The 23,361-nt window shown below is 63.5% G+C and carries 16 protein-coding genes and 1 tRNA gene; 10 read left to right on the plus strand and 7 right to left on the minus strand.

What is annotated here, in order from left to right:
* Positions 1-784: 784 nt before the first annotated feature.
* Together JQ574_RS11510 and JQ574_RS11515 are read right to left on the minus strand one after the other, a co-directional pair.
* Positions 785-979, minus strand: coding sequence for a hypothetical protein (locus JQ574_RS11510; RefSeq protein WP_212209491.1), 195 nt, complete (start codon positions 977-979; stop codon positions 785-787).
* 952 nt (positions 980-1,931) lie between these two features.
* Positions 1,932-2,117, minus strand: coding sequence for a hypothetical protein (locus JQ574_RS11515; RefSeq protein WP_212209492.1), 186 nt, complete (start codon positions 2,115-2,117; stop codon positions 1,932-1,934).
* Between the two features lie 1,594 nt (positions 2,118-3,711).
* Here JQ574_RS11515 and JQ574_RS11520 point away from each other — a divergent pair.
* Both JQ574_RS11520 and JQ574_RS35500 read left to right on the plus strand, forming a co-directional pair.
* Positions 3,712-3,885, plus strand: coding sequence for a hypothetical protein (locus tag JQ574_RS11520; protein WP_212209493.1), 174 nt, complete (start codon positions 3,712-3,714; stop codon positions 3,883-3,885).
* Positions 3,882-4,946 (plus strand): tyrosine-type recombinase/integrase, encoded by a 1,065-nt coding sequence (locus tag JQ574_RS35500; protein WP_212209494.1) that lies wholly within the window; start codon positions 3,882-3,884, stop codon positions 4,944-4,946. Before JQ574_RS11520 ends, JQ574_RS35500 begins: the two co-directional genes overlap by 4 nt.
* A 28-nt stretch (positions 4,947-4,974) precedes the next feature.
* Here the strand turns inward: JQ574_RS35500 and JQ574_RS11530 are convergent.
* Positions 4,975-5,051, minus strand: a tRNA-Arg gene (locus JQ574_RS11530).
* Positions 5,052-5,338: 287 nt separating this feature from the next.
* Here JQ574_RS11530 and JQ574_RS11535 point away from each other — a divergent pair.
* The 6 genes from JQ574_RS11535 to JQ574_RS11560 all read left to right on the plus strand — a co-directional run bounded on the left by JQ574_RS11535 (position 5,339) and on the right by JQ574_RS11560 (position 16,521).
* Positions 5,339-10,546: an alpha-2-macroglobulin gene (locus tag JQ574_RS11535; protein ID WP_212209495.1), complete on the plus strand. Its 5,208-nt coding sequence runs from the start codon at positions 5,339-5,341 to the stop codon at positions 10,544-10,546.
* Positions 10,547-10,638: 92 nt separating this feature from the next.
* Positions 10,639-12,663: a penicillin-binding protein 1C gene (pbpC, locus tag JQ574_RS11540; RefSeq protein WP_409363411.1), complete on the plus strand. Its 2,025-nt coding sequence runs from the start codon at positions 10,639-10,641 to the stop codon at positions 12,661-12,663.
* A 96-nt stretch (positions 12,664-12,759) separates the two neighbouring features.
* A complete protein-coding gene (locus JQ574_RS11545) occupies positions 12,760-14,502 on the plus strand; it encodes a glycosyltransferase family 39 protein (protein WP_212209497.1) in 1,743 nt (580 codons plus the stop codon).
* A gap of 1 nt (position 14,503) precedes the next feature.
* Positions 14,504-15,349 (plus strand): phosphatase PAP2 family protein, encoded by an 846-nt coding sequence (locus JQ574_RS11550; protein WP_212209498.1) that lies wholly within the window; start codon positions 14,504-14,506, stop codon positions 15,347-15,349.
* 78 nt (positions 15,350-15,427) lie between these two features.
* Entirely contained in the window at positions 15,428-16,183 is a 756-nt protein-coding gene (locus JQ574_RS11555; protein WP_212209499.1) for a glycosyltransferase family 2 protein, read from the plus strand.
* Positions 16,183-16,521 (plus strand): lipid-A-disaccharide synthase N-terminal domain-containing protein, encoded by a 339-nt coding sequence (locus JQ574_RS11560; protein WP_212209500.1) that lies wholly within the window; start codon positions 16,183-16,185, stop codon positions 16,519-16,521. Before JQ574_RS11555 ends, JQ574_RS11560 begins: the two co-directional genes overlap by 1 nt.
* On the opposite strand, the gene JQ574_RS11565 is transcribed toward JQ574_RS11560, so the two are convergent.
* Positions 16,518-18,209: a Na/Pi cotransporter family protein gene (locus tag JQ574_RS11565; RefSeq protein ID WP_212273785.1), complete on the minus strand. Its 1,692-nt coding sequence runs from the start codon at positions 18,207-18,209 to the stop codon at positions 16,518-16,520. The two genes, JQ574_RS11560 and JQ574_RS11565, sit on opposite strands and share 4 nt — an antisense overlap.
* 290 nt (positions 18,210-18,499) lie before the next feature.
* Here JQ574_RS11565 and JQ574_RS35680 point away from each other — a divergent pair, with 290 nt between their 5' ends.
* Entirely contained in the window at positions 18,500-18,748 is a 249-nt protein-coding gene (locus JQ574_RS35680; protein ID WP_192735824.1) for a PilZ domain-containing protein, read from the plus strand.
* A gap of 163 nt (positions 18,749-18,911) precedes the next feature.
* A complete protein-coding gene (locus JQ574_RS11575; RefSeq protein ID WP_212209502.1) occupies positions 18,912-19,742 on the plus strand; it encodes a tetratricopeptide repeat protein in 831 nt (276 codons plus the stop codon).
* Between the two features lie 53 nt (positions 19,743-19,795).
* On the opposite strand, the gene JQ574_RS11580 is transcribed toward JQ574_RS11575, so the two are convergent.
* The 3 genes from JQ574_RS11580 to JQ574_RS11590 are packed head-to-tail and all read right to left on the minus strand — an operon-like array spanning position 19,796 to position 23,348.
* Positions 19,796-21,079 carry an AAA family ATPase gene (locus JQ574_RS11580; RefSeq protein ID WP_212209503.1) on the minus strand — a complete coding sequence of 428 codons (1,284 nt, stop codon included), beginning with the start codon at positions 21,077-21,079 and terminating at the stop codon, positions 19,796-19,798.
* Entirely contained in the window at positions 21,076-21,813 is a 738-nt protein-coding gene (locus JQ574_RS11585; protein ID WP_212209504.1) for a CpaD family pilus assembly protein, read from the minus strand. Before JQ574_RS11585 ends, JQ574_RS11580 begins: the two co-directional genes overlap by 4 nt.
* Positions 21,814-21,851: 38 nt before the next feature.
* On the minus strand, positions 21,852-23,348 hold the full coding sequence (locus tag JQ574_RS11590) for a type II and III secretion system protein family protein (protein WP_212209505.1): 1,497 nt from the start codon (positions 23,346-23,348) through the stop codon (positions 21,852-21,854).
* Positions 23,349-23,361 lie beyond the last annotated feature (13 nt).

The following is a 23,361-nucleotide window of genomic DNA, read 5'->3' on the forward strand; positions in this document are numbered from 1 at the left end:
GCCGCGAGCAAAGAACAGCCCGCACTACTGCGGGCTGTTAGGAATGTCACCAGCCGTGGTGATGGTGGTGACGATGGCCGCCGAAACCAAAGCCTAGGCTTATGGACGGGCCGCCATAACCATACGCGCCGTACGGCCGAGCGTAGTAGGCTGGCGGAGCGTAGTATGCCCGCCGAGGATAATACGCATAGCTCCTGTAGTGGTGGCGATGGCCATAGTGGCGATGGCGACGGTGCGCACTAAAGTCGGTTGACTGGCTTGTTCCGACTATTGCACCTTCCGTCTTCTTCGCTGAGTTGTCAGCGTTTGCTACGTTGCCCCCGAGCAGCGCGGCAGCACCGACGGCAAGTACGATAGCTAGCTTTTTCATTTCTCACTCGCCGTAAAAGACGTGCCAGCAATCAGAGCGTTCGGGGTGAGGGCGTCGGGTGAGGGCGGACATAGCACCATTGAAACGCTGCTCCACACCTGACGCAAATTATCAATCTGTTGGGGATCGGAGCGGCGCGCGTTTTCGTGGCTGTGGAGGTAAACGCTCTAGGGCTTATCTCGGCCGGCGCGGTTGTTTGAAATACACTCCCACCTCACCAGTTGGATGCGGAACGTGTTTCCTTTCGATCTCGCCCGCTGCGGCCATCTTTTTCAAAGTGTGTTTGACGCTAACGGGTGACCACATGCCCAGCTGCTGCCAGAGCACCCGGCCCGAGACCGCGTTCGCTTCGCCCTCAGGCACCAACTTGATGAGTTTAGCAGATATGGACATGGTTGGCTTCAGTCCCTCAACCTAGCGCGGCCTGTTGTTAATTTCCTCGATGGCGACCTGCAGAAAGCGTGCGATGTGTTCCGGTGTGGCGCCCATCGAATAAAACTTCTCAACTGTCTCGACCATGATTGGGATCATTTTAGCCGTCAGGTCCATGCGGGCTGTTTTTTCCTGCTGCGCTATTAGCTTGTCTCCAAGGTTCACGATGTCAGCCAATGAAACCTCCTGACGCTTCGCCTTCAATCCCATCGCTAAGCGGAGTTTTCCGCCCGGTTACTGCGAGATCGGGGTGATAAAATCCCTGTGCAGGGCAGTTGGTCTGCTGGCTCCACCGAACAACACGGTAACGCCCGTGTTGCTGTGGCTCACCTCGACAACGATCCCTGTCTGCCCTGCTAGATCCGGGCATCGAGCGACTCCGAGTTCACTCATCTTAAAACGAGTGCCGACAACCAATCTCTTGGTTTCGTGATTCATTTTAAAATTCTTTCGAAGCGAAAAACGTCTTGGCTAAAAATGCAGTGCTTTACCTGATAAAATGACCAGGCCGGGGTCGTCTGTCCGAGAGTGAAACTTACCTGCAGAGGAGCGAAGCGACAACTACAATCTGTAATCAGAGCGCCGCCCGAGAGGCTTGGTAAACGGATCAGGGTTGGGCTGCGCGCTCCAGCCCCAATTCTACAAGCCGGCGGATGGCGCTGGCGGGAATCTGGCGCGGAGGTACTCCAAAGTAACTCCGAACGATCAACCCGACTTACGGTAATTTGGCTGGCCGTTGGTCGCTTTTCGCGTTGCCCGCGGTTGGAATGAACGGCCCCAGCGCGGCCTCCCGCCCTTGCTGGGGGCCGCTTCTGAAAGGAGCGTGATGACTGACGGGCAACGTTTCAAACCAATCGACCCGCTAGACAAAGACCTCTTGAAGGAGGCCGAGCGTCGCCGGAGAGACGCCCGACGCACCCTGCCTAGAGTGGTGGAACGCGACAGGCTGACTTGCAGAGCGCTTGCAAAACCGGCCTCCCAAATCAACGGGAAGCAAAAGCATAAGGCCGCGCGCGTTTCGCTCGAGCGCACATCCTTTCGGGTATTGCCGAGGTGGCAGTTGGGAGTCGATGAGGCGGCGCGTTAGCCTAATATGGAATCCCCGCCTGCATTCGATTGTGCCAGCCAATTATCCGACGGCTTGCGATGGCGGGCTAGGGGCTCGAAGCCCATACCTTGCCGCGCGATCGGCTGCTAGTTTTCGATAGGCGGCTGCCTGCTCCTCGAACTGCGCTTTGACCTCCGGCCTTTCCTCTTGGGCCGCCAACTGTTCAAACGAGAGCGCGTGGTTCAAATATTCGTTGAGCAGTTTCATCGCAGTTTCCCCAGACCACGCTCATAATAGGGTTGCTCAATCCATCACGAAGAGCAGCGTCGTATGACGAATCGCGACAAAGATGACCAGGCAAGCAAGACTAGCGCCGTGAGCGCTCGACCCCAGGCCGAATAGTGACTGAGCCCGCCGGTTCACACCGGAAGGCTGTGCGATTGAGCCGCCCCGTTAAAGGGAGCGGAACGATTCCTGGCCGGATCGACTTAGTTGTGCACGACCGAATGGATGCAACGTCCCCCCCGCGCTTCATTCGAGGAAATGTCGGCCCCAGTGTTCGCCCACCGCGCACGCTGGGGCCGTTTCTTTGGGACTCCTTAACGCCCTAGCAATTTAACGAGAACATTAAGTTTGTGAGGGGACGCTCTGATTTTACTAGAAATTCAGGGGCTGCTCGTTCCTGAACGTGCCGCACTGCCGTGCGGCCGAGTAGCCGGCGTTACCCCGAAGGGGTGAGTGCTCGGTTATTTCGCGCGAAGTAGTGCGTCCATCAGGAAAACGCATCCTTGGCCCGCAGCATGGGGCGGGAGGCGGGTTTGACCTTCACCCAGTTGGGTGACCGGCCCGGCCGGTAAGGCCGAACGACGAGCTTCGACACCAGGCCCTCAAGCCCCATAATGCAGGCGTGCCGAATAGCTCTGGTCCGATCTCGCCGCGCTCGAAGTTGGAGACGAAGATGCGATCGACGCGCCGCGCAAGCGGGCGAGGTTTGTCTTCCGCATAGTGAGTGGTAGCTTTCGAATAACCTTCCCGACATGCACGATTCTACGCCGACCGATGCGCTTGCAAACGGTAAGAACTACCTGCATCGCTCGATCTTGTCGTACGTCCGCAAGCTCAAGGACACGACGGGTACGTTAAAGTGCAAGCCGGCGGCCTTGGTCTGTTCCAGGCTCTCGACCACGGACTTCGGGCGCCGTCCAGATCGATATTGGGCAGCGCAGGGCGCAAACCTCAGCGGCGGGTTTACAATTCATTCATGTACCTGACAAACCAGTACTTATGCGGGAGACGCATGTTGCAGCTGGGTTACAAAAATAGCGAATTCCATCACTATTTTGCGGGACCGAGTCGAAAAGCATGAGTATTGCATTGCGTGAGGGAGTCACTCGCATCACCATACTCTACGTGTTCGGCGGGGGTTTGATGGGCACGATTTCAAACCGCTAGCGAATCTAAAAAATAAGGAGCATCGGCAAAGGACATGTGTGGTGAATTGCCTGAAAAGCTTTGAACAGCTTTCTGCCTGCCCCGCAGGAGCCATTCGCGCCACCTTGCGCCAGAGTCACGCGCCGTGAGACCATGTCGGCGCGAGTGTTTTGTGTTGCCCAAGTAACGACCAAGTGTCGCTGTGAAGGTTAATTCGGTGAGGGTGTGGGAATTGGGCATAAGCCCATTTAGTCGCACCTGATTCTTCCGCGTAGAATTTAGAGTCGCTAACCAGTTGATCCCCGTTGCCAGCGGGTAATGCGCAAACAGATTCCCGACTTTCATTGGGCCTCCGTTTCGCAAACATTTCGCGAACCACGACGCGCATGTGGCCTGCCGGCCGAGCGCCCAATGGAGTGTATTCAACGCAATGTCCCGCGGCGCGCACAAGTTCAAGCAGGGTGACGTCACCAAGGCCGTCAGGGGCGCGGTGAATGCTGGCTTGGCCGTGCAGCGCGTCGAGATCCAGGAAGGCAAGATCGTCGTATTTACCGGCCGGCCCGATGACCGGGCGCAAGGTAACGACTGGGACGATGTGAAGTGAGGTATCCGAAATACACTCACGGCTTTATCGACCATGACGGGAAACCCCGTTTCTACCTCCGAGCGCCGGGCCGTAAGCGCGTGCCGCTGCCTGGCCTGCCGTGGTCCCCTGAGTTCATGGAAGCGCGCCAGCGGGCACTAGATGGCGACTGGGTAGTGCCGCAGCTCGGTGTCAGCCGCACCAGAGCCGGCACCGTGAATGCGGCTATAGTCAGCTACTACGGATCGACTGCGTTTAAGGAGGGCCTGGCCGAGGGCACGCGAAAGTCCAGGCGGGCGATCCTTGAACGGTTCCGCGAACAGTATGGCGATAAGCGGATCGCGCAGCTGCACAAGGCGGCGCTGCAAACGATACTGAACAAGCGCTCGGCGGCATCGGCGAAGAATTGGCGGAAGGCCATTCGCGGCTTCCTCGATCATTGCCTGTCCCTCGACAAAATCGCGATCGACCCGCTGATCGGCGTCAAGCTGGTCAAGACGAAATCAAAACCGCACCGACCATGGACCGACGGCGACATCAAAAAGTATGAGGCAAGGCACCCGGCCGGCACCAAGGCGAGGCTGGCAATGGAACTGCTGTTGTCGACCGGCCAAGCTCGTTGCGACGTGGTGAGAATGGGTCGCCAGTTTATCCACGGTGAGGTTCTGTCGATGAGCCGGCAGAAGACCGGGGTCGCCTTCGATATTCCGGTGCTGCCACCGTTGCGGAAGGAACTGGAGCTCCAGCCGCAGGCCGACCGGCATTTGGCCTTCTTGGTCACCGAGCAAGGGAAATCGTTCTCTGCCGCCGGCTTTGGAAACTGGTTCGCGGATCGATGCCGTGAAGCTGATGTTCCCGGCCGCGCCCATGGCCTGCGTTCCGCGGCGGCAACTCGTCTCGCCGACTACGGTGCCACAACCCACCAGCTCATGTCGTGGTTCGGATGGCGCACAATCGGGGAGGCCCAGCGCTACACGGAAGCCGCGAACCGAAAGAAGCTCGCGGCGGAAGCCGGGAAGCTCATTACAGGAACAGGAATTGGCAAACCGGAAACCCCGTTTGCCAAAATCGAAACTAAGTAATTGAAAACAAAGGAGACGGACTCTTGCGTGGCGATCCCAGCAGGACTCGAACCTGCAACCCACGGAGTAGAAATCCGTTACTCTATCCAGTTGAGCTATGGGACCGTTGGAGTCTTTCTAGCACTGCCAATATGAAAAATCCGCCTCATAGCCAAGTCCGTTCCGAACCGATTTCCTTCAGGCTGCGACAAAGCCAGACGGCGGACCATTGCCTTCGGTTCGCCCATCAATCAATGCTGCGCCGGTAACCCCGCCGGTGCGGTCCGGGACCGTGGACTGCCTGAGCCATGCATGCGACTTTTTCGCAAGCCTCTTCCATCGCCATCAGTCCGTCACCTTTTCGCGCACTTTTCGTCCGTTACGAGGCGGTCGTCCGCCCAAGGAGCTCCATCATGATCGGTTTGGTTCGCGCCGCAGTCGTTTGCGCCACGATGGCGCTTGGCCTGGTCGCAGCGCAGGCAGCAGATAAAGCCTTCAAACGCGACGATCTCGCCGATTCCGCGGTCAAGCTGGAGGCCCAGATCAAGAGCGAGGCGGGGCCGGTTTCCAAATCCAGCGCGACGCTGCGGACTGATGCGGATACCGCCTTCAAACGTGCCGACTTCCGCACCGGCCTGCAAATCCTTGGACAGATCGCGGCCACCACGCCGGAGGACAGCGCCAACTGGCTCAAACTCGCCAAGACCATCTTCCAGATCCGCTCCGCAAGCTCGAGCGAACAGACCTTCCTGCTCGAGCGCGCCTCGACCGCCGCCTACATCGCCTATCAGCGCGCCGGCAACGCCGCCGAGGAGGCCGATGCGCTGGCGGTGCTGGGCCGGGCGATGTCCGACCGCAAGCTCTGGCGGCCGGCGCTGGATAGCTTACGGCTGTCGCTCGACATGCGCGAGGTCGCCGAGGTGCGCGGCCAATACGAGAAGATGCGCGACCAGCACGGTTTTCGTCTTTTGGATTATACCGTGGACTCGGACGGTGCGTCACCGCGGGCGTGCTTCCAGTTCTCCGAAGATCTGGCCAAGCGAGTCGATTTCTCGCCGTTCCTGGCACTGGCCGGTACCGACAAGCCGGCGCTGTCGGCCGAAGGCAAGCAGCTTTGCGTCGATGGCCTGAAGCACGGCGAGCGCTACAACATCAATCTTCGTGCCGGCCTGCCGTCCACGGTCAAGGAAACCCTGCCGAAATCGGCCGAATTCAACGTCTATGTCCGCGACCGCAAGCCGTTCGTGCGCTTCACCGGCCGCGCCTATGTGCTGCCGCGTACCGGCCAGCGCGGCATCCCGCTGGTCAGCGTCAATACGCCCGCCGTGAACGTCAACGTGTTCCGGATCGGCGACCGTAACCTGATTAATACGGTGATCGACAGCGACTTCCAGAAGACGCTGTCGAGCTACCAACTCGGCGATCTCGGCGACGAAAAGGGCGTCAAGGTCTGGACCGGCGAACTCGCCACCGCCACCACGCTCAACCAGGACGTCATTACCGCGTTCCCGGTCGACCAGGCGCTGGGCGACCTGCAGCCGGGCGTCTATGTGATGACGGCGTCAGCCAAAGGCCCCGGCAGCGATGATGACGGAAGGCTGGCGACGCAGTGGTTCATCGTCTCCGACATGGGCCTGTCGGCGTTTTCAGGTAATGACGGTGTCCACGTCTTCGTCAATTCGCTGGCGTCCACCGAGGCGGTCGGCAAGGCCGAGGTGCGGCTGATCGCCCGTAACAACGAGATCCTGGCGACCCGCAAGACCGACGATTCCGGCCACGTGCTGTTCGAGGCGGGATTGGCGCGCGGCGAGGGCGGGCTGTCGCCGGCCTTGCTCACGGTCATGAGCGAGAAGTCGGACTACGCATTCCTCAGCCTCAAGACCACCGCGTTCGACCTCACCGACCGTGGCGTGTCCGGCCGGGTGGTGCCATCAGGCGCCGACGCCTTCGTCTACGCCGAGCGCGGGGTCTACCGCTCCACCGAGACCGTCTATCTCACCGCGCTGCTGCGCGACGGGCAGGGCAACGCCATGACGGGCGGACCGCTGACCCTCGTCATCGAACGCCCGGATGGCGTCGAATTCCGCCGCGCCGTATTGCCCGATCAGGGCGCGGGCGGCCGCAGCATGGTGGTCCCGCTCAATTCGGCGGTCCCGACGGGGACCTGGCGGGTACGCGCGTTCACCGACCCCAAGGGGTCGGCGGTCGGCGAAACCACCTTCATGGTCGAGGACTACATCCCCGAACGGATCGAATTCAACATCTCCAGCAAGGAGAAAATGATCAAAGCTGAAGTTCCAGTTGAACTTAAGGTCGATGGTCGTTTCCTCTACGGCGCTCCGGCTTCCGGCCTGCAGCTCGAAGGCGACATGCTGGTCACCTCGGCAGCCTCCGGGCGGCCGGGCTATCCCGGCTACCAGTTCGGCGTTGCCGACGAGGAAACCGCCAGCAACGAGCGCACCCCGATTGAGAACCTGCCGGAGGCCGACGCCAATGGCGTGGCGACGTTCCCGGTGTCGCTGGCCAAGGCGTCAACTTCGACCCGCCCGCAGGAGGCGCAAATCTTCATCCGCATGGCGGAGGCCGGTGGCCGCGCCGTCGAGCGCAAGCTGGTGCTCCCCGTGGCGCCTGCCACGCCCTTGATCGGCATCAAGCCGCTGTTTGGGGACAAGAGCGTCGCGGAGGGTGATAAGGCCGAATTCGACGTGGTCTTCGTCGCCCCCGACGGCAAGCAATTGCCGCGTGACGGCCTGCGTTACGAGCTTCTGAAGATGGAATCGCGCTACCAGTGGTACCGGCAGAATTCGTCCTGGGAATACGAGCCGGTCAAATCGACCTCGCGCGTCGCCGATGGCGACCTGACGCTGTCAGCCGACAAGGCGGCGAGGGTGTCGCTGGCGCCGCAGCCCGGCCGCTATCGCCTGGACGTCAAATCGACCGAGGCGGACGGACCGGTCACCTCGGTCCAGTTCGATGTCGGTTGGTATTCGGACGGCAGCGCCGACACCCCCGATCTCCTCGAAACCTCGATCGACAAGCCGGAATACGCCTCCGGCGACACCATGGTGGTGTCGGTCAACGCCCGCACAGCGGGCAAGCTGACCATCAACGTTCTGGGCGACCGTCTGCTGACGACCCAGACCGTGGATGTCAAGGAAGGCACCCAGCAGGTCAAGCTATCAGTCGGCAAGGATTGGGGCACCGGCGCCTATGTGCTGGCGACGCTGCGCCGTCCGCTCGACGCCGCGGCGCTGCGGATGCCCGGACGGGCGATCGGCCTGAAATGGTTCGGCATCGACAAGAAGGCCCGCACCCTGCAGGTGGCGCTCTCGCCGCCGCCGCTGGTCCGCCCCGGAACCGCCCTGAAGATTCCGGTCAAGCTCGGCGGGCTCAACCCCGGCGAAGACGCCAAGATCGTCGTCGCCGCGGTCGATGTCGGCATTCTCAACCTGACCAATTACAAGCCGCCGGCGCCGGATGACTTCTATCTCGGCCAGCGCCGCCTGACGTCCGAGATCCGCGACCTCTACGGGCAATTGATCGACGGCATGCAGGGCACCCGCGGCCAGCTCAAGACCGGCGGCGACGGCGCCGGCGCCGAGCTGCAGGGCTCACCGCCCACCCAGAAACCCCTCGCGCTTTATTCCGGCATCGTCACGGTCGGCCCTGACGGGTCTGCCGAGATCAGCTTCGACATTCCGGAGTTCGCCGGCACCGCGCGTGTCATGGCGGTGGCCTGGAGTGCGACAAGGCTTGGCCGCGCCACGACAGACGTCACCGTGCGCGATCCCGTGGTGCTGACCGCAACATTGCCGCGCTTCCTGCTCAACGGTGACCGCGGCACCATGAGCTTCGATCTCGACAACGTTGAAGGTGCACCCGGCGACTACACCATCAGCGTCAAGACGACGGGCCCGGTGAAGGTGAGCGGCAACCCCAGCATCACGGTCAAGCTCGCCGCCAAGCAGCGGACCTCGATGTCGCTGGCGATCGACGGCGGCGGCGCCGGCACCGCCAATCTCGATGTCGACATCAAGGGTCCGAACGGCCTGGCGCTGGCGCGGCACTATGCGCTCGACGTCAAGGCGGCGACGCAGGTCCTGGCGCGCCGCTCGATCCGTACCCTGGCCAAGGGCGAGAGCCTGACGCTGACCTCGGACATGTTCACCGACCTGGTGTCGGGAACGGGTAGCGTGTCGCTCTCCGTCAGCCTGTCCACCGCACTCGATGCGGCGACCATCCTCAAGGCGCTGGATCGCTATCCGCATGGATGTTCCGAACAGATCACCAGCCGCGCGCTGCCGCTGCTCTACGTCAACGATCTCGCCGCGGGCGCCCATCTGGCGATGGACACCGCGGTCGATCAGCGCATCCGGGACGCGATCGAGCGGCTGCTGGCGCGTCAGGGCTCGAACGGGTCGTTCGGCCTGTGGTCGGCGGGCGGCGATGATGCCTGGCTCGACGCCTACGTGACTGACTTCCTGACCCGCGCCCGTGAGAAGGGCTTTGCAGTGCCGGATGGGCTGTTCAAGAGCGCGCTCGACCGCATCCGCAACTCCGTGGTCAACGCCAACGAGCCCGAAAAGGACGGCGGCCGCGATCTGGCCTACGGCCTTTACGTGCTCGCCCGCAACGGCGCCGCCCCGATCGGCGACCTGCGCTATCTCGCCGACACCAAGCTGAACAATCTGGCGACGCCGATTGCGAAATCGCAACTGGCGGCGGCGCTGGCGTTGGTCGGCGACAAGGCGAGGGCGGAGCGCGTCTACGGCGCAGCGCTCGATGCACTGGTGCCGAAGCCCGTGATCGAGTTCGGCCGGGTCGACTATGGCAGCGCCTTGCGCGATGCCGCAGCTTTGGTCTCGCTCGCCAGCGAAGGCAACGCCCCGCGGGCGACGCTGACGCAGGCGGTGCAGCGGGTCGAAGTGGCGCGGGGCCTTTCGCCCTACACCTCGACGCAGGAAAACGCCTGGCTGGTGTTGGCCTCGCGCGCGCTCTCGAAGGAGACGATGGCGCTCGATATCGATGGTTCGCCGATCAAGACGGCGGCCTATCGCAGCTACAAGGCCGAGCAGATGGTCGGCAAGCCGGTCAAGATCACCAATACCGGCGACGCACCGGTACAGGCCGTGGTCTCGGTCTCGGGTTCGCCGGTCACGCCGGAGCCCGCGGCCTCGAACGGCTTCAAGATCGAGCGCAATTACTTCACGCTCGACGGCAAGCCCGCCGATATCAGCAAGGCCAAGCAGAACGACCGATTTGCGGTCGTGCTGAAGATCACCGAGGCCAAGCCGGAATACGGGCACATCATGGTGGCCGACTACCTCCCGGCCGGCCTCGAGATCGACAATCCGAGGCTGGTGTCTTCCGGCGACAAAGGCACGTTGGACTGGATCGAGGACGGCGAGGAGCCCGAGAATACCGAGTTCCGTGATGACCGCTTCACCGCGGCCATCGATCGCGCCAGCGACGATACGGCGGTGTTCACCGTCGCCTATGTCGTGCGCGCGGTTTCCCCCGGCAAATACGTGCTGCCGCAGGCCTATGTCGAGGACATGTACAATCCCTCGCGCTATGGCCGCACCGGCACCGGCACCGTGGAGGTCCGTCCGGCCAAATGAGCGAGACGGGGCCCATAGCACCGGCAAGCCCTCCGAAGGGCCGCTGGCGACGGATCAGGAAGGCGGCGGCGATATCGGCCGTCGTCAGCCTGATGACGGTCGGCGCGTTCGCCGGCTGGGTCGCCTCGCTCGGCCCGCTGCCGCTGGAGCAGGCGCGCAAGGTCTCGACCTCGATCATCGACCGCAACGGCAAATTGCTGCGCGCCTATGCGATGGCCGACGGCCGCTGGCGGTTGCCAGTCGATGCCAAAACCGGCGTCGATCCCGGCTATCTCAAGCTGCTGCTGGCGTATGAAGACCGCCGCTTCCACTCGCATCGCGGCGTCGATCCGCTGGCGCTCGGCCGCGCGGCGCTTCAGCTGGTGACGCGTGGCCACATCGTGTCCGGCGGTTCGACGATCACGATGCAATTGGCGCGGCTGATGGAGCCGCGGCGCGAGCGTTCGGTGTACGCCAAGCTGCGCCAGATGGTGCGTGCGATCCAGATCGAGCGGCAACTGAACAAGGACCAGATACTCGATCTCTATCTGGCGCTGGCGCCGTTCGGCGGCAATCTGGAGGGCGTCCGCGCCGCGTCAATCGCCTATTTCGGCAAGGAACCGAAGCGGCTGTCGCTGGCGGAGGCGGCGCTTCTGGTGGCGCTGCCGCAATCGCCGGAGACGCGCCGCCTCGACCGTCATCCCGAGGTCGCCCGCGCCGCGCGCGATCGCGTGCTTGAACGCATGGTGAATGAGCAGCGCGTAACCGAAGACGACGCGGTTCAGGCCAAGGCCGTCACCGTGCCCCGGCTGCGCAAACCGATGCCGATCCTGGCGCCGCATTCCGCCGACCAGTCGATGGCGACCGTGAGGGATACGCCGGTCATCAAGCTGACGTTGGATGCAGGCCTGCAGAAGACGCTTGAAGCGCTGGCGCGCGACCGCGCGATTGCGCAGGGGCCGAACATTTCGGTCGCCATGATCGCGGTCGACAATGAAAGCGGCGACGTATTGGCGCGGGTCGGCTCATCGGATTATTTCGACGAGCGGCGGGCCGGGCAGGTCGACATGACCCGCGCCGTGCGCTCGCCGGGATCGACGCTGAAGCCCTTCATCTACGGTCTCGCCTTCGAAGATGGCTTTGTGCATCCGGAGAGCCTGATCGACGATCGTCCGATCCGGTTCGGCTCCTACGCGCCCGAAAATTTCGACATGACGTTTCAGGGCACGGTCCCCGTACGCAAGGCGCTGCAATTGTCCCTCAACGTGCCGGCGATCGCGCTGCTCGACCGCGTCGGGTCCAGCCGGCTGTCGTCGCGGCTGAAGCAGGCCGGCGGCAATCTGGTGCTGCCGAAAGACGAAGCGCCGGGCCTTGCCATGGGCCTCGGCGGCGTCGGCGTTACCCTGCAGGATCTGGCGCAGCTCTATGCCGGGCTGGCTCGGCTCGGCACCACCAAACCGCTGCGCGAGATCATGTTCGCCAAAGACGAGCGCGATCCGATGCGGCTGATGGATCAGGCCGCGGCCTGGCAGGTCGGCAACGTCCTGATCGGCACGCCGCCACCGGAAAACGGCGTGCATAACCGGATCGCCTTCAAGACCGGCACCAGCTACGGCTATCGCGATGCCTGGTCGGTCGGCTTCGACGGCCGCATCACCATCGGCGTATGGGTTGGGCGTCCCGACGGCGCGCCGGTGGCCGGGCTGGCCGGCCGTACCGCTGCCGCACCGATCCTGTTCGACGCCTTCGCCCGCACCGGAAAGATCGTTGCGGCATTGCCGAAGCCGCCGAAGGGCGCGCTGATCGCTGGCAATGCCAAGCTTCCGGTGCCGCTGCGGCGTTTCCGCCCCGACGGCGAGTTGGTCCGCACCGGCAGCGATCAGGCGCCGCGCATCCAGTTTCCGCTGAATGGTTCGCGGATCGACGTCGACCGTTCCAACGACGGGCAGTTCTCGGCGATGCCGGTCAAGGTCGCCGGCGGCGTGCTGCCGCTGACCATGCTGGTGAACGGTATCGCGGTCGGCGAGATCGGCAGCCGGCGTCAGCGCCTGGTCGAGCCGCCCGGGCCCGGCTTTGCACGCCTCACGGTGATCGACGCGACCGGCGCCGCCGACACCGTGGTGATCCGGGTACAATGAACAGGTACAATTTGACCGATCAGGGGGCCGGGGACACCGCCGGATAGCGGGAACTGCGGTGTTGTTTGCAGTGCGGTTTCATCGTATGCGAACAAGATGGTTGAAACCGTGCAACCCCGGCGATTTGGAGCAGGCCAACAGTCTGTGAAACCTGCGAATTCCAGCCGCAGGCTGCTCGCCGCGTTTGACTTCGCCATGGCCAGCCATTTCCGCGCGATCATCTTCCTCACGCTGTGTGCCATCGTGCTTTTCGTGCCCGGTTTCTTCACGATTCCGGCCATCGACCGCGATGAGGCGCGGTTTGCGCAGGCGACCAAGCAAATGGTCGAAAGCGACGAATATGTTGACATCCGCTTTCAGGATGACGTCCGCTACAAGAAGCCGGTCGGCATTTACTGGATGCAGGCCGCGGTGGTCGAAACTGCCTCAAAGCTCGGCCTGCCGCGGGCGGAATTGCGCATCTGGCTCTATCGCGTTCCCTCCTTGATTGGCGCGATCGGCGCGGTCCTGCTGACCTACTGGACGGCGCTCGCCTTTGTGACCCGGAGCGGCGCCGCGCTGGCGGCGTTGATGATGTGCAGCTGTGTCTTGCTCGGCGCCGAAGCGCGGCTCGCCAAGACCGATGCGATGCTGCTGCTGTCAGTCACCGCCGCGATGGGCGCGATGGCGCGGGTCTATCTGTCCTGGCAGCGCGGCGAGGATCCGGCACGTCCGCCGTGGAGTTCGCCCGCGATTTTCTGGACCGCACTGGCCGGCGGCATCCTGCTCAAGGGCCCGTTGATCCTGATGTTCGTGGGATTGACCATCGCGGCGCTGGCGATCCTCGACCGCTCGGCGGTCTGGCTCTGGCGCATGCGCCCGGTCTGGGGCCTGATGTGGACGCTGGTGCTGGTGCTGCCGTGGTTTGTCGCGATTTTCTGGCGCGCGGGCGATGCATTCTTCACCAATTCGCTCGGCGGCGACATGCTGAGCAAGCTCGCCGCGCAGGAGTCTCATGGCGCGCCACCCGGCCTGTATCTGCTGCTGTTCTGGGTCACGTTCTGGCCCGGTGCGCCGCTGGCGGGGATGGCGGCTCCGGCGGTATGGCGGGCCCGGCGCGAACCCGGTGCGCAGTATCTGCTGGCCTGGCTGGTGCCGTCATGGATCGTGTTCGAACTGGTGATGACCAAGCTTCCGCACTACGTGCTGCCGCTGTATCCCGCCATCGCCATCCTGACCGTCGGCGCCCTGGAGCGCCGCGTGTTGTCGCGCTCCTGGCTGAGGCGCGGCGCGGCCTGGTGGTTTGCGATCCCCGCGATTACGGCCGTGATCGCGATTGTTGCGGCGATCAAGCTGACGCATCAGCCGGTCTTTCCGGCCTGGCCGGTGCTGGCGGCGGCGATGATCTTCGGCCTGATCGCGTGGTGGCTGTTTGAGGAAAGCCGCGCCGAGCGCTCGCTGTTGCATGCCGTGATCGCAGCGATGTGCCTGGCGATCGCCGTCTATGGCATCGTGATGCCGTCGCTGACGACGCTGTTTCCGAGCGCAGGCATTGCGCGCGCGCTGCGCAACGTCGTCTGCGTCGGGCCGAAGGCCGCGGCTGCCGGTTTCCACGAGCCCAGCCTCGTCTTCATGACCGGAACCAGTACGCTGTTGACCGACGGATCGGGCGCGGCGGATTTCCTGGGGCAGGGCACTTGCCGCTTTGCGTTGGTGGAATCGCGCTCGGAGCGCGGTTTTGTCCAGCGCGCCGAAGCGATCGGGCTGCGCTATAACGTGGCGACGCGTGTCGAGGGTTATAACATCTCGCAGGGCAAGGCGGTTTCAATCGCAATCTTCCGCTCCGAAGGCACCGAATAAGATGCCAGCGCCGACCGTCATCGCCGAATCCCAAAACTATCTTTCGCGCTTTGTGGTGCTGGGGTGGCGCTCGCTGGCCCAGCTCGTGCGCACGCCGTCGCACTCGCGGCGGGCCGAGGCGGGCCGCCGGGCGGCGCGTCACGCATTGCTGCTGTCGGCCGGCCTTGGCGCCGCCATCATCGCGTTGATGTTCGTGCTCGATGCCTGGGAGATCGGCCAGATGCCGAAGCGGGGCACGCCCTCGCTGTGGTGGATGCGCATCGTCACCGATTTCGGCAAGGACGAATATGTGCTGGCGGCGCTGGGCGCGCTGTTGATCCTGGTTGCGATAGCAGCACCCGCGTTCAGGGGTATTCAGCGCTCCCTGTTGCTCGGTCTCGGCACGCGTTTACAGTTCTTGTTCTGCGCGGTGATGGTGTCCGCGCTGGTTACCGAACTGATCAAATGGGGCGTCGGACGCGGCCGGCCGTTCGTCGGCGGCGAAGGCAACGTGTTCCATTTCTCGCACTTCAACGGAACAGGGGCGTATTCAAGCTTCCCCTCGGGCCATGCGACCTGCGCTTTCGCGCTGGCCTTTGCCGTGTCGGCGTTGTGGCCGCAGGCGCGGATCACGATGTTCGTCTACGCCCTCGTAATCTGCGCAACCCGTCTGGTGCTGTTGGCCCATCATCCCAGCGACGTGGTTGCGGGCGCGCTGGTCGGCATCATCGGCGCGATGTTCGTGCGCTACTGGTTCGCGGCGCGGCGGCTCGGCTTTGCAATCCACCGCGACGGCACAATTCTGCCACTGGTTGGGCCCTCCTCGGGACGCCTCAAAAGGGTTGCCCGGGGCGCATTCGCCCCATAAAAGCGGACGCCGCGAAGGCCTGACGGAACCGGTTCCGGTTTCAGGTCCATGCAAGCCGTTCCAACCCCAGCCCAACCGATGAGTACAGATTTGCCCTCTTCCGACCAAGCCGCGGTCGCCGTTTCCATCGTTGTGCCCGTGCGCAACGAGGCCGACAACGTCGCGCCGCTGATTGCGGAAATCACGGCCGCGCTGGATGGCCGTTGGGCCTATGAGATCATCTATGTCAATGACGGCTCGACCGATTCCACCGCCGAGTGCCTCAAAGCGCTGATGAAGGTGCACGGCAATCTCCGGCAGCTCCGGCATGAAAAATCCTCCGGACAATCGGCGGCGGTGCGCAGCGGCGTTCGTGCGGCGCGCGGCGCCATTGTGGCGACACTCGACGGCGACGGACAGAACAATCCGGCGTTTCTGCCGGATCTGATTTCGGCGGTCGAGAGCGGCGGCGGCCGCATCGGCCTTGCCGCGGGCCAGCGGGTCGGACGCAAGGACACCGGTTTCAAGAAAATGCAGTCGCGGATCGCCAATGCCGTGCGCAACGGGATCTTGCGCGACGGCACCCGCGACACCGGGTGCGGGCTGAAGGCATTTCCGCGCGAGGTATTCCTGTCGATGCCTTATTTCGACGGCCTGCATCGTTTCCTCCCCGCGCTGGTGCGCCGTGAAGGTTTTGGCATTGCTTACGTCGATGTGATCGACCGCCCGCGCCATTCCGGCGTATCAAATTACGGCTTCTTTGACCGGCTATGGATCGGGATCATGGATCTGGCCGGCGTCTGGTGGTTGATCCGCCGCAAGAAGTCGACGCCCGTTGCGACCGAGGTGACCTGATGCTGATTCAATACGGGCAGGCGCTCGGCGACTATCTTTACGACGTCTTCGTCGCGAAGTTCGATTTCTGGCTGGCGTTCGGCCTGGTCGCGCAATTGTTCTTCACCGCGCGCTTCCTGGTGCAGTGGATCTCGAGCGAGCGCGTCGGGCAAAGCGTGGTGCCGATGGCGTTCTGGTTCTTCTCGATGGGCGGCGGGATGATGACGCTGGTCTACGGCATCGCCAAACGCGAACCCGTCATCATCATCGGCCAGTCACTGGCCACCATCATCTACATCCGAAACATCATGCTGATCGTGAAGAACCGCGCCAGCGCGTCGAAGACGCTGGATCGCTAACCGCTGCGTCCCGCGGCCGGTGCGGGCAGCGCCGCCATGTCGCTTTCGGTAGCACGATAGGCCGCCAGTTCACCGGCGGCATCGAGCACGGGGTAGGCGACCGAGCAGATATGGGAGTGAATCCGCCGGAGATCGCGCAGCACATCGAGATGCAGCGAGGTGGTCTCGATGGTCTCGGGCCGGCCCTCGCGCAGCCGGTCGAGATGCCGCTCGGTGGCGGCAAGCTCGGTGTTGCGTAACGCGGCCTTCTCGGCCAGCAGCTTGCGGGCCTCATTGACGTCGCCGGACATGAAGACGCCGAACGCGATCCGCAGCGAATCCATCGTGCGCTTGTGGAAGGCCGAAAGCTCTTCGGCGCCCTCGGCCGAGAACTGGAACCGGCGCTTGATCTTCTTGGTCGCAAGCTCGCTCAAATTCTTGTCGATGATGTCGCCGATATGTTCGAGGTTGATGGCGAAGGACACGATCTCCATCGCGCGCTGTCCCTCGCGCTCGTCGAGGCTGCCGCGGGTGAGCTTGGTGACATAGAGCTTGATCGCCTCGTCGAGGCTGTCGACGCTGTTGTCCATCTGGGAGACCTGGTCGACCAGCGCCCGGTCGTTGGTCATCATCGCCGCCATCACCTTGCGCAGCATGACCTCGACATGGTCGCCCATATGCAGGGTTTCGCGCGCGGCATCCGCGAGCGCCAAAGAAGGGGTCTCCAGCGCGCTCTCGTCGAGATAGCGCGGCCGGAGCGGGTCGGTCTCCCGGACGCGCGTCGGCAGCAGCTTTTTCAACAGCCGCGCCATGCCGTCGAGCAGGCCGATGAAGACGATCGCAGTCACGACGTTGAACGCGATGTGGAATTGGGCCGTGGCCTTGGCGGGGTCCGGCTGCCACGACTGCAACAGCTCCGCGATCGGGTTCAGAAACGGCGCCACCAGGGCGATGCCGATCATCCGGTTGGCAAGATTACCCAGCGGCAGGCGGTAGCTGGCGGGGTTGTCGCGGCGGGCGCCTTCGACAATCGGATTGATCGCGCTGCCAAGGTTGGCACCGAGCACCAGCGCCAACGCCGCTACGGGTGTAATGAAGTGCGCAAATGCCAGCGACATCACCAGCAGCACGCTGGCGACGCTGGAATGCACCACCCAGGTAACGACGGCACCGACGACGATGCAGAGCACGGGATCGCCGGTGATGGCGTTCATGAACACACGCATGCCCGGTGCGTTTTCGGCCGGCGCCAGCGTGTCGAGCAGGATGTGCAGCGCCAGCAGCATCAGCCCAAGTCCGATCGAGACGCGGCCGATATCCTTGATGCGCGAGCGCGGCCCGGTGCGGAAGGCGACCAGACCGATGATGAACAGGACGGGGGCGACGGCGGCGATTTTGAACGACAGGATCTGCACGATCAGCGTGGTGCCGACATTGGCGCCGAGCATGATGGCAAGCGCCGGCACCAGGCTGACCAGGCCTTCCGACGTGAACGAGCTTGTGATCAGCGCCGTCGCGGTGCTGCTCTGGAGCAGCGCCGTCAGACCGAGGCCCGCCGCAAAGGCGGTGAAGCGGTTGTTGAGCCCCTTCGCCAGCAATTGACGCAGGTCAGGGCCGAACGCGCGCAGGATTCCGCTGTGGACCATGTGCAGGCCCCACAGCAGCAGCGCAACGCCACCCATCAGGTCGAGAAGTACGACGGTTCCCATGCGAATAGCTTCCGGCAGCGCGAGTCGAAAGTTCAGGCTATCGCCAAAAGGCCGCGGATCAACCCCTTAATTTGCCGAAAATTGCTTGCGTGGCCGCAGGCATAGCACGTGCCGGCAAGAGCCAAAGGCAGCGATCGATCGCGAGCGTGTCAGCACAAGCGCAGGGTAAGCGGAGCTGGAAAACAACCGCTACATTTCGATTACATTGCGATCGGTTCCGCTAGGCCAATTCCAATAATTCTTCTGTAAACGAGAGACACCAACTTTCTCGATCAGGGCCAGGGGCAAAGATGTTAGCGAATCGCCGCAGAAGCGAACGTCGTGTGTGCAGAAACTTTGCGAAGATACAGTTTGGGACCGGCGGGTTGCCGCGCGACTGCATGATCACGGACGTGTCGGACGGCGGAGTGAAGATTATCGCCGAATATCCGGAGATTCCCCCCGAGTTCACCGTGATTTTCTCGACCGGTCAGCGGCCGCGCCAGTGCAAGCTCGCATGGCGGATCGGCTGCGAACTCGGCGCTCAATTCGTCGACTAGTACGGGAATGCGGCGAGGCCGGGATCAGAGCCCGGCCCGCAGCCGTGTGGCCGATGCTAAACAGGCCATTGCGGCCGCCCATTGCCGTAAAGGCGGCCTGCTTAACCCGAATTTAGGGTTAAGCTGTGAGCATTCTGGACAGTCGCCGACGCGGGTCCAGTAAATGTTCCAGAAATTCTTCCAACCATCTGAATTCGCGCGACTTCTTGCGTGTACATCATCCGCGGCGATTCTCGCGCTGGGGCTTAGCGGCTGCCAGACCGCGGTGACGTCGTCGGATATCACTGGCTCGCTCGGTGAGAAAGCCGAAACCAGCCGCGCCGCCGACCCGCGCCGCGACCTGGAGGTTTTCGAGGCGCGCTATCGCGCCAACACGAAGGATGCCGACGCGGCCCTGCAATACGGCAAGGCGTTGCGCGCCACCGGACAGAAGTCGCAGGCGGTCGCGGTGCTGGAGCAAGCGACCATCGCCCATTCCAGCAACAAGGCGCTGCTCGCCGGCTACGGCCGGGCGCTCGCTGACAATGGCAATTTTCAGCAGGCCTTCGACGTGCTCGGCCGCGCCCACACCCCCGACAACCCGGATTGGCGGATACTCTCCGCGCAAGGTGCGGTGCTCGATCAGCTCGGCCGGTTCGAGGAAGCGCGGCAGTATTATTCGAGCGCGCTGAGGATCACGCCCGACCAACCGTCGGTGCTGTCCAATCTCGGCCTGTCTTACGTGCTTTCAAAAGACCTGCCGAAGGCGGAGGAGACGTTGCGCCGCGCCCATAGTCGTGCGGGCAATGATGCGCGCGTGCGGGCCAATCTGGCGCTGGTGGTCGGTCTGCGCGGCAACCCGGCCGAGGCTGAAAAGATCGCGAAGGCCGACCTTCCGCCCGAAGAAGCGGCCGCCAACGTCGCGCAGTTGAAGCTCATGCTGTCGCGCAAGGAGAATGCGCGCGCCGAGATGGGCGGCAGGATGCCGGGCGCTGCGTCCGGGCGCTCGAATTGACCGCGGCCGAACGGGCGAAAGGCGTGCGCCCGTCCCGTTGCCCCGCCGCGCCTTCAGCGGCGGCCGCCGGCGCGCAATTTGTTGATGATCGGCATGATCGGCCCGAGCAGCGAACCGCGTGATCGCTTGGTCACGGCGTGGCCTGTCAGGCGTTGCGCCATCTGCAAGAACATCGTGGTGGTGCGATGACCGGCGGAGATTTGCTGGATCATCTGGCCGTTATTGGCCGCCATGCCGAACATCCTTGAATCGAACGGGATAGTCGCAATCGGCTGGCTCTCGATCGCCTTGGCGAATTCGCGCGGGGTGATCTCCGGGCGCTTGTACATGCCGACCTGGTTGAGACAATAGAGCGGTGGCCGGTCGTTGGGCCGGGCTGCCTTGAGCACGTTCAGCATGTTCTTGGCATTGCGCATGTTGGCGAGATCAGGCTCGGCAACGATCAGAATATCGTCCGCGCCGACCAGCGCGCGCTTGGTCCACGCCGACCATTGATGCGGGACATCGAGCACGATGCAGGGAGTGGTCATGCGCAGCGTATCGAAGATCGCATCGAAGGCGTCCGCACCGAAATCGTAGACCTGTTCGAGCGTCGCGGGGGCCGCCAGCAGGCTGAGACGCTCGGAGCATTTCGCGAGCAGGCGCTCCATCAGCGCGCTGTCGGGCCGATCCTGCTGGAACAGCGCGTTGGCGATGCCCTGTATCGGGTCCTGGTTGTAGTCGAGGCCGGCGGTGCCGAACGCCAGATCGAGGTCGATCACGACGGAATCCAGCGCCAGGTCGCGTGCGATCGCCCAGGCCACATTGTGCGCCACCGTGGATGAACCGACGCCGCCCTTGGCGCCGACCACGGCAACGATCCGGCCGACCGCGACGGCTTCGGACGAGGAAAACAGGCTGCAGATCGCGCGCACCACATCGAGGGTTTCGACCGGCCCGACCACGTAGTCGCTGACGCCGCGCCGCACAAGTTCGCGATACGGCGTGACATCGGTGGCGCTGCCGATCACGACGACCCTTGTGCCGGCGTCGCAGACGGTGGCGAGTTCGTCGAGACCGTCGAGCATGTCGCTGGAGCCTTCGGTTTCCAGCATGATCACGTTCGGCGTCGGGGCCTTGTGATAGGCATCGATGGCGGCCGCGATGCCGCCCATATGAACGGACAGATGAACCTTGCCGAGGCGACGGTCTTCGCTGGCTGATCGCACCGTTGCGGCAGTCGCAACCGTTGCGCAAAAGGCCTGCACCGACACGCGCGGCGCCGGCGAAATATATTCATCGGCGGGCGGCGTAAGGCCGTGCTCTTCTTCAGAATCTTTTCGGGACCGGCTGATCATTTACCTGTATCGCTCAGTTTGGCTTTTTCGGATTCGGGATAGGTGGTCGTGGTCGATACACCCTTGCGGTATTTGTCGAAGGCCGCGTTGCGCCGCATCGTGTAGGCGGGGGTTTCGGGCCGCGGCTGCTCGAGGTCCGCCGGGTTGTCGATCATGGCGGCGAGGTTGCGTTGGGTGGCGCAACCAAAATTGTGGTACGGCCGGTTTTCATTGTAACCGGTGTCGTAGATGTTGGGACCGAGGTCCTCCGGCCACAGGCCGCAGGGGCCGGCCACCGCGGAGATCTTCGGATAGATCAGCCTGATGGTCGGAAGCGTTTGCGGGCTATCCGGTTGATAATGACGCAGCCTGATCGCGCTTGACGGCACGCCGCCTGCGGTCAGCATCGCGCGGATTTCCTGGTACGTTGCCTCGGCCGCGCGGGCATTGGCGGTGTTGACCGGCACGTCGGCGATGATCGCGCCGGTGCCTTCGCGGGCCCAGGTCTGGGCCAGTCCCATGACGTCGTTGCGCTGCGGGGCCGAGAGGCCGCCGCGGGCGTGCCCGACGAAAATGACGATCGAGCGGTTAACTTCCTGAACGGCGATCGGATGCCGCTGACGGTAATCGGTGGGAACGGTCGCGGTCACGATCTCGCCGGTCTGCTGGCAGGCCCCCAGCGCAGCGGACAGGCCGACCAGCGCCCCGAGCAGTCGCCAGCTGTGACGGCGATCGACCTTCGTTTGGGTTGTCATCGTTCTGTCCTCATCCCCGTCCGTGGAGCCGCGCCGTCTCAGTCAATGATGAAGCCGAAATTGCCCTCATAGGCGCCGACCGGCCCGACGCGGGCGGCAAGGCCATAGATCCGGTTGATGCGGGCCAGCAGCGTCGATTGGGAATCGGACGCCGGTGCAAACCCGTCATCGGGGCGGGACAATTCCTTCTGGGCAACCGCGCGGACCACATAGGGCGTGACGAGAACCATCAATTCGGTCTCGTTGTTGACGAAGTCCTGGCTGCGGAAGAGGGCGCCCAGGATCGGGAGCTGGTTGACGCCCGGCAATCCGTTGACCGCCTGCTTGGTCTGCTGCTGGATCAGGCCGGCCATCGCCATCGAACCGCCGGAGGGGATTTCCAGCGTCGTCTCGGCGCGACGGGTCCTGATCGAGGGAATCGTCAGTGCAGCGCCGTTCTGGTTCAGGGTGATGGCATTGTCGGTCGACAGTTCGGAGACTTCGGTCATCACCCGCAGGCTGATCCGTCCTTCGCTCAGCACGACGGGCGTGAAGTTCAGCGAGATGCCGAATTTCTTGTACAGGATCTGCGTCGTACAGATATGCGTGACGGGATCGCAGGAATAACCTGCGGGAATCGGAAATTCGCCGCCGGCGATGAAGGTCGCGGACTCGCCCGATATCGCCGTCAGGTTCGGTTCTGCCAGCGTGCGGACCACGCCGGCGGATTCCATCGCGCGCATGGTCGCGGTGACCGTCGGCAGCCCCTTGAGGATGCTCGAGGCGGCGAGGCCATTGTCAGACACCAGCGGACGGCCGTAGGCGGTGAAGGGATTGTTGTTGTTGAAGTTCACGACGGCGGTGCCGTAATTCATGCTGGCACTGAGATCGACGCCCATCTGCTTGATGATGTCGCGTCGCACTTCGGAAACGTTGACCTTCAGCATCACCTGGTCGCGGCCGCGGACGGCGATGGAATTGACGACCTTGTCGGCACTGCCGACCAGCCGCGCGGCGAGGTCGCCGGCCTGCTGGGCCTCGATCGGGCTCGATACCGAGCCGGTCAGGATGACGCCTTCACCGACGCCTTCGATATTGATCCCCGGCAGCGTTTGCCGGAGCGCCGCCCGCACACCGTTGAGGTCGCGCTTGACCGCGATGTCGTAGGAGCCGACCTGCTGGCCGTCGGCATCGAAGAACACCACGTTGGTCTGGCCGACCGCTGCGCCGATGATATAGGCGCGCTGCGCCGAACGAATGACGGCGTTGGCGATCTTTGGATCGGCGACAAGTACATCCTTCACGTCGCGCGGCAGGTCGACCACCACGGACTTGCCGACGCCAAGGGAGAGGAAGCGTTGCTTGACCGGGCCGATGGCAGAAGTCGTCACCGGATCGTTGCCCGAATCCCTGGACAGCTCCCTGGCCAGCTCCCTGTCGAGCTCGGCCGCCACGACAGATGCCAACGGGCTGAGCGCCAGCGTGGCGATGGCCGAAAACAACAAGGCCCCGACCGCAGCCGTCCGCATCGCTGACTGATTACCCCCGAACTTCATTCCCCGCGTCCTT

Origin of the sequence: Bradyrhizobium sp. AUGA SZCCT0158 (assembly GCF_018130065.1) — a bacterium.
In the GTDB taxonomy this organism is placed as follows: Bacteria; Pseudomonadota; Alphaproteobacteria; order Rhizobiales; family Xanthobacteraceae; genus Bradyrhizobium.

Coding starts and splice junctions, on each gene's coding strand:
- JQ574_RS11515 (WP_212209492.1), bottom strand. CDS start 2,117: ATGAAACTGCTCAACGAATATTTGAACCACGCGCTCTCGTTTGAACAG.
- JQ574_RS11560 (WP_212209500.1), top strand. CDS start 16,183: ATGCTGATTCAATACGGGCAGGCGCTCGGCGACTATCTTTACGACGTC.
- pbpC (WP_409363411.1), top strand. CDS start 10,639: ATGACGGTCGGCGCGTTCGCCGGCTGGGTCGCCTCGCTCGGCCCGCTG.
- JQ574_RS11520 (WP_212209493.1), top strand. CDS start 3,712: ATGTCCCGCGGCGCGCACAAGTTCAAGCAGGGTGACGTCACCAAGGCC.
- JQ574_RS11590 (WP_212209505.1), bottom strand. CDS start 23,348: ATGAAGTTCGGGGGTAATCAGTCAGCGATGCGGACGGCTGCGGTCGGG.
- JQ574_RS11565 (WP_212273785.1), bottom strand. CDS start 18,209: ATGGGAACCGTCGTACTTCTCGACCTGATGGGTGGCGTTGCGCTGCTG.
- JQ574_RS11550 (WP_212209498.1), top strand. CDS start 14,504: ATGCCAGCGCCGACCGTCATCGCCGAATCCCAAAACTATCTTTCGCGC.
- JQ574_RS11575 (WP_212209502.1), top strand. CDS start 18,912: ATGTTCCAGAAATTCTTCCAACCATCTGAATTCGCGCGACTTCTTGCG.
- JQ574_RS11545 (WP_212209497.1), top strand. CDS start 12,760: ATGGTTGAAACCGTGCAACCCCGGCGATTTGGAGCAGGCCAACAGTCT.
- JQ574_RS11535 (WP_212209495.1), top strand. CDS start 5,339: ATGATCGGTTTGGTTCGCGCCGCAGTCGTTTGCGCCACGATGGCGCTT.
- JQ574_RS35680 (WP_192735824.1), top strand. CDS start 18,500: ATGTTAGCGAATCGCCGCAGAAGCGAACGTCGTGTGTGCAGAAACTTT.
- JQ574_RS11555 (WP_212209499.1), top strand. CDS start 15,428: ATGAGTACAGATTTGCCCTCTTCCGACCAAGCCGCGGTCGCCGTTTCC.
- JQ574_RS11580 (WP_212209503.1), bottom strand. CDS start 21,079: ATGATCAGCCGGTCCCGAAAAGATTCTGAAGAAGAGCACGGCCTTACG.
- JQ574_RS11585 (WP_212209504.1), bottom strand. CDS start 21,813: ATGACAACCCAAACGAAGGTCGATCGCCGTCACAGCTGGCGACTGCTC.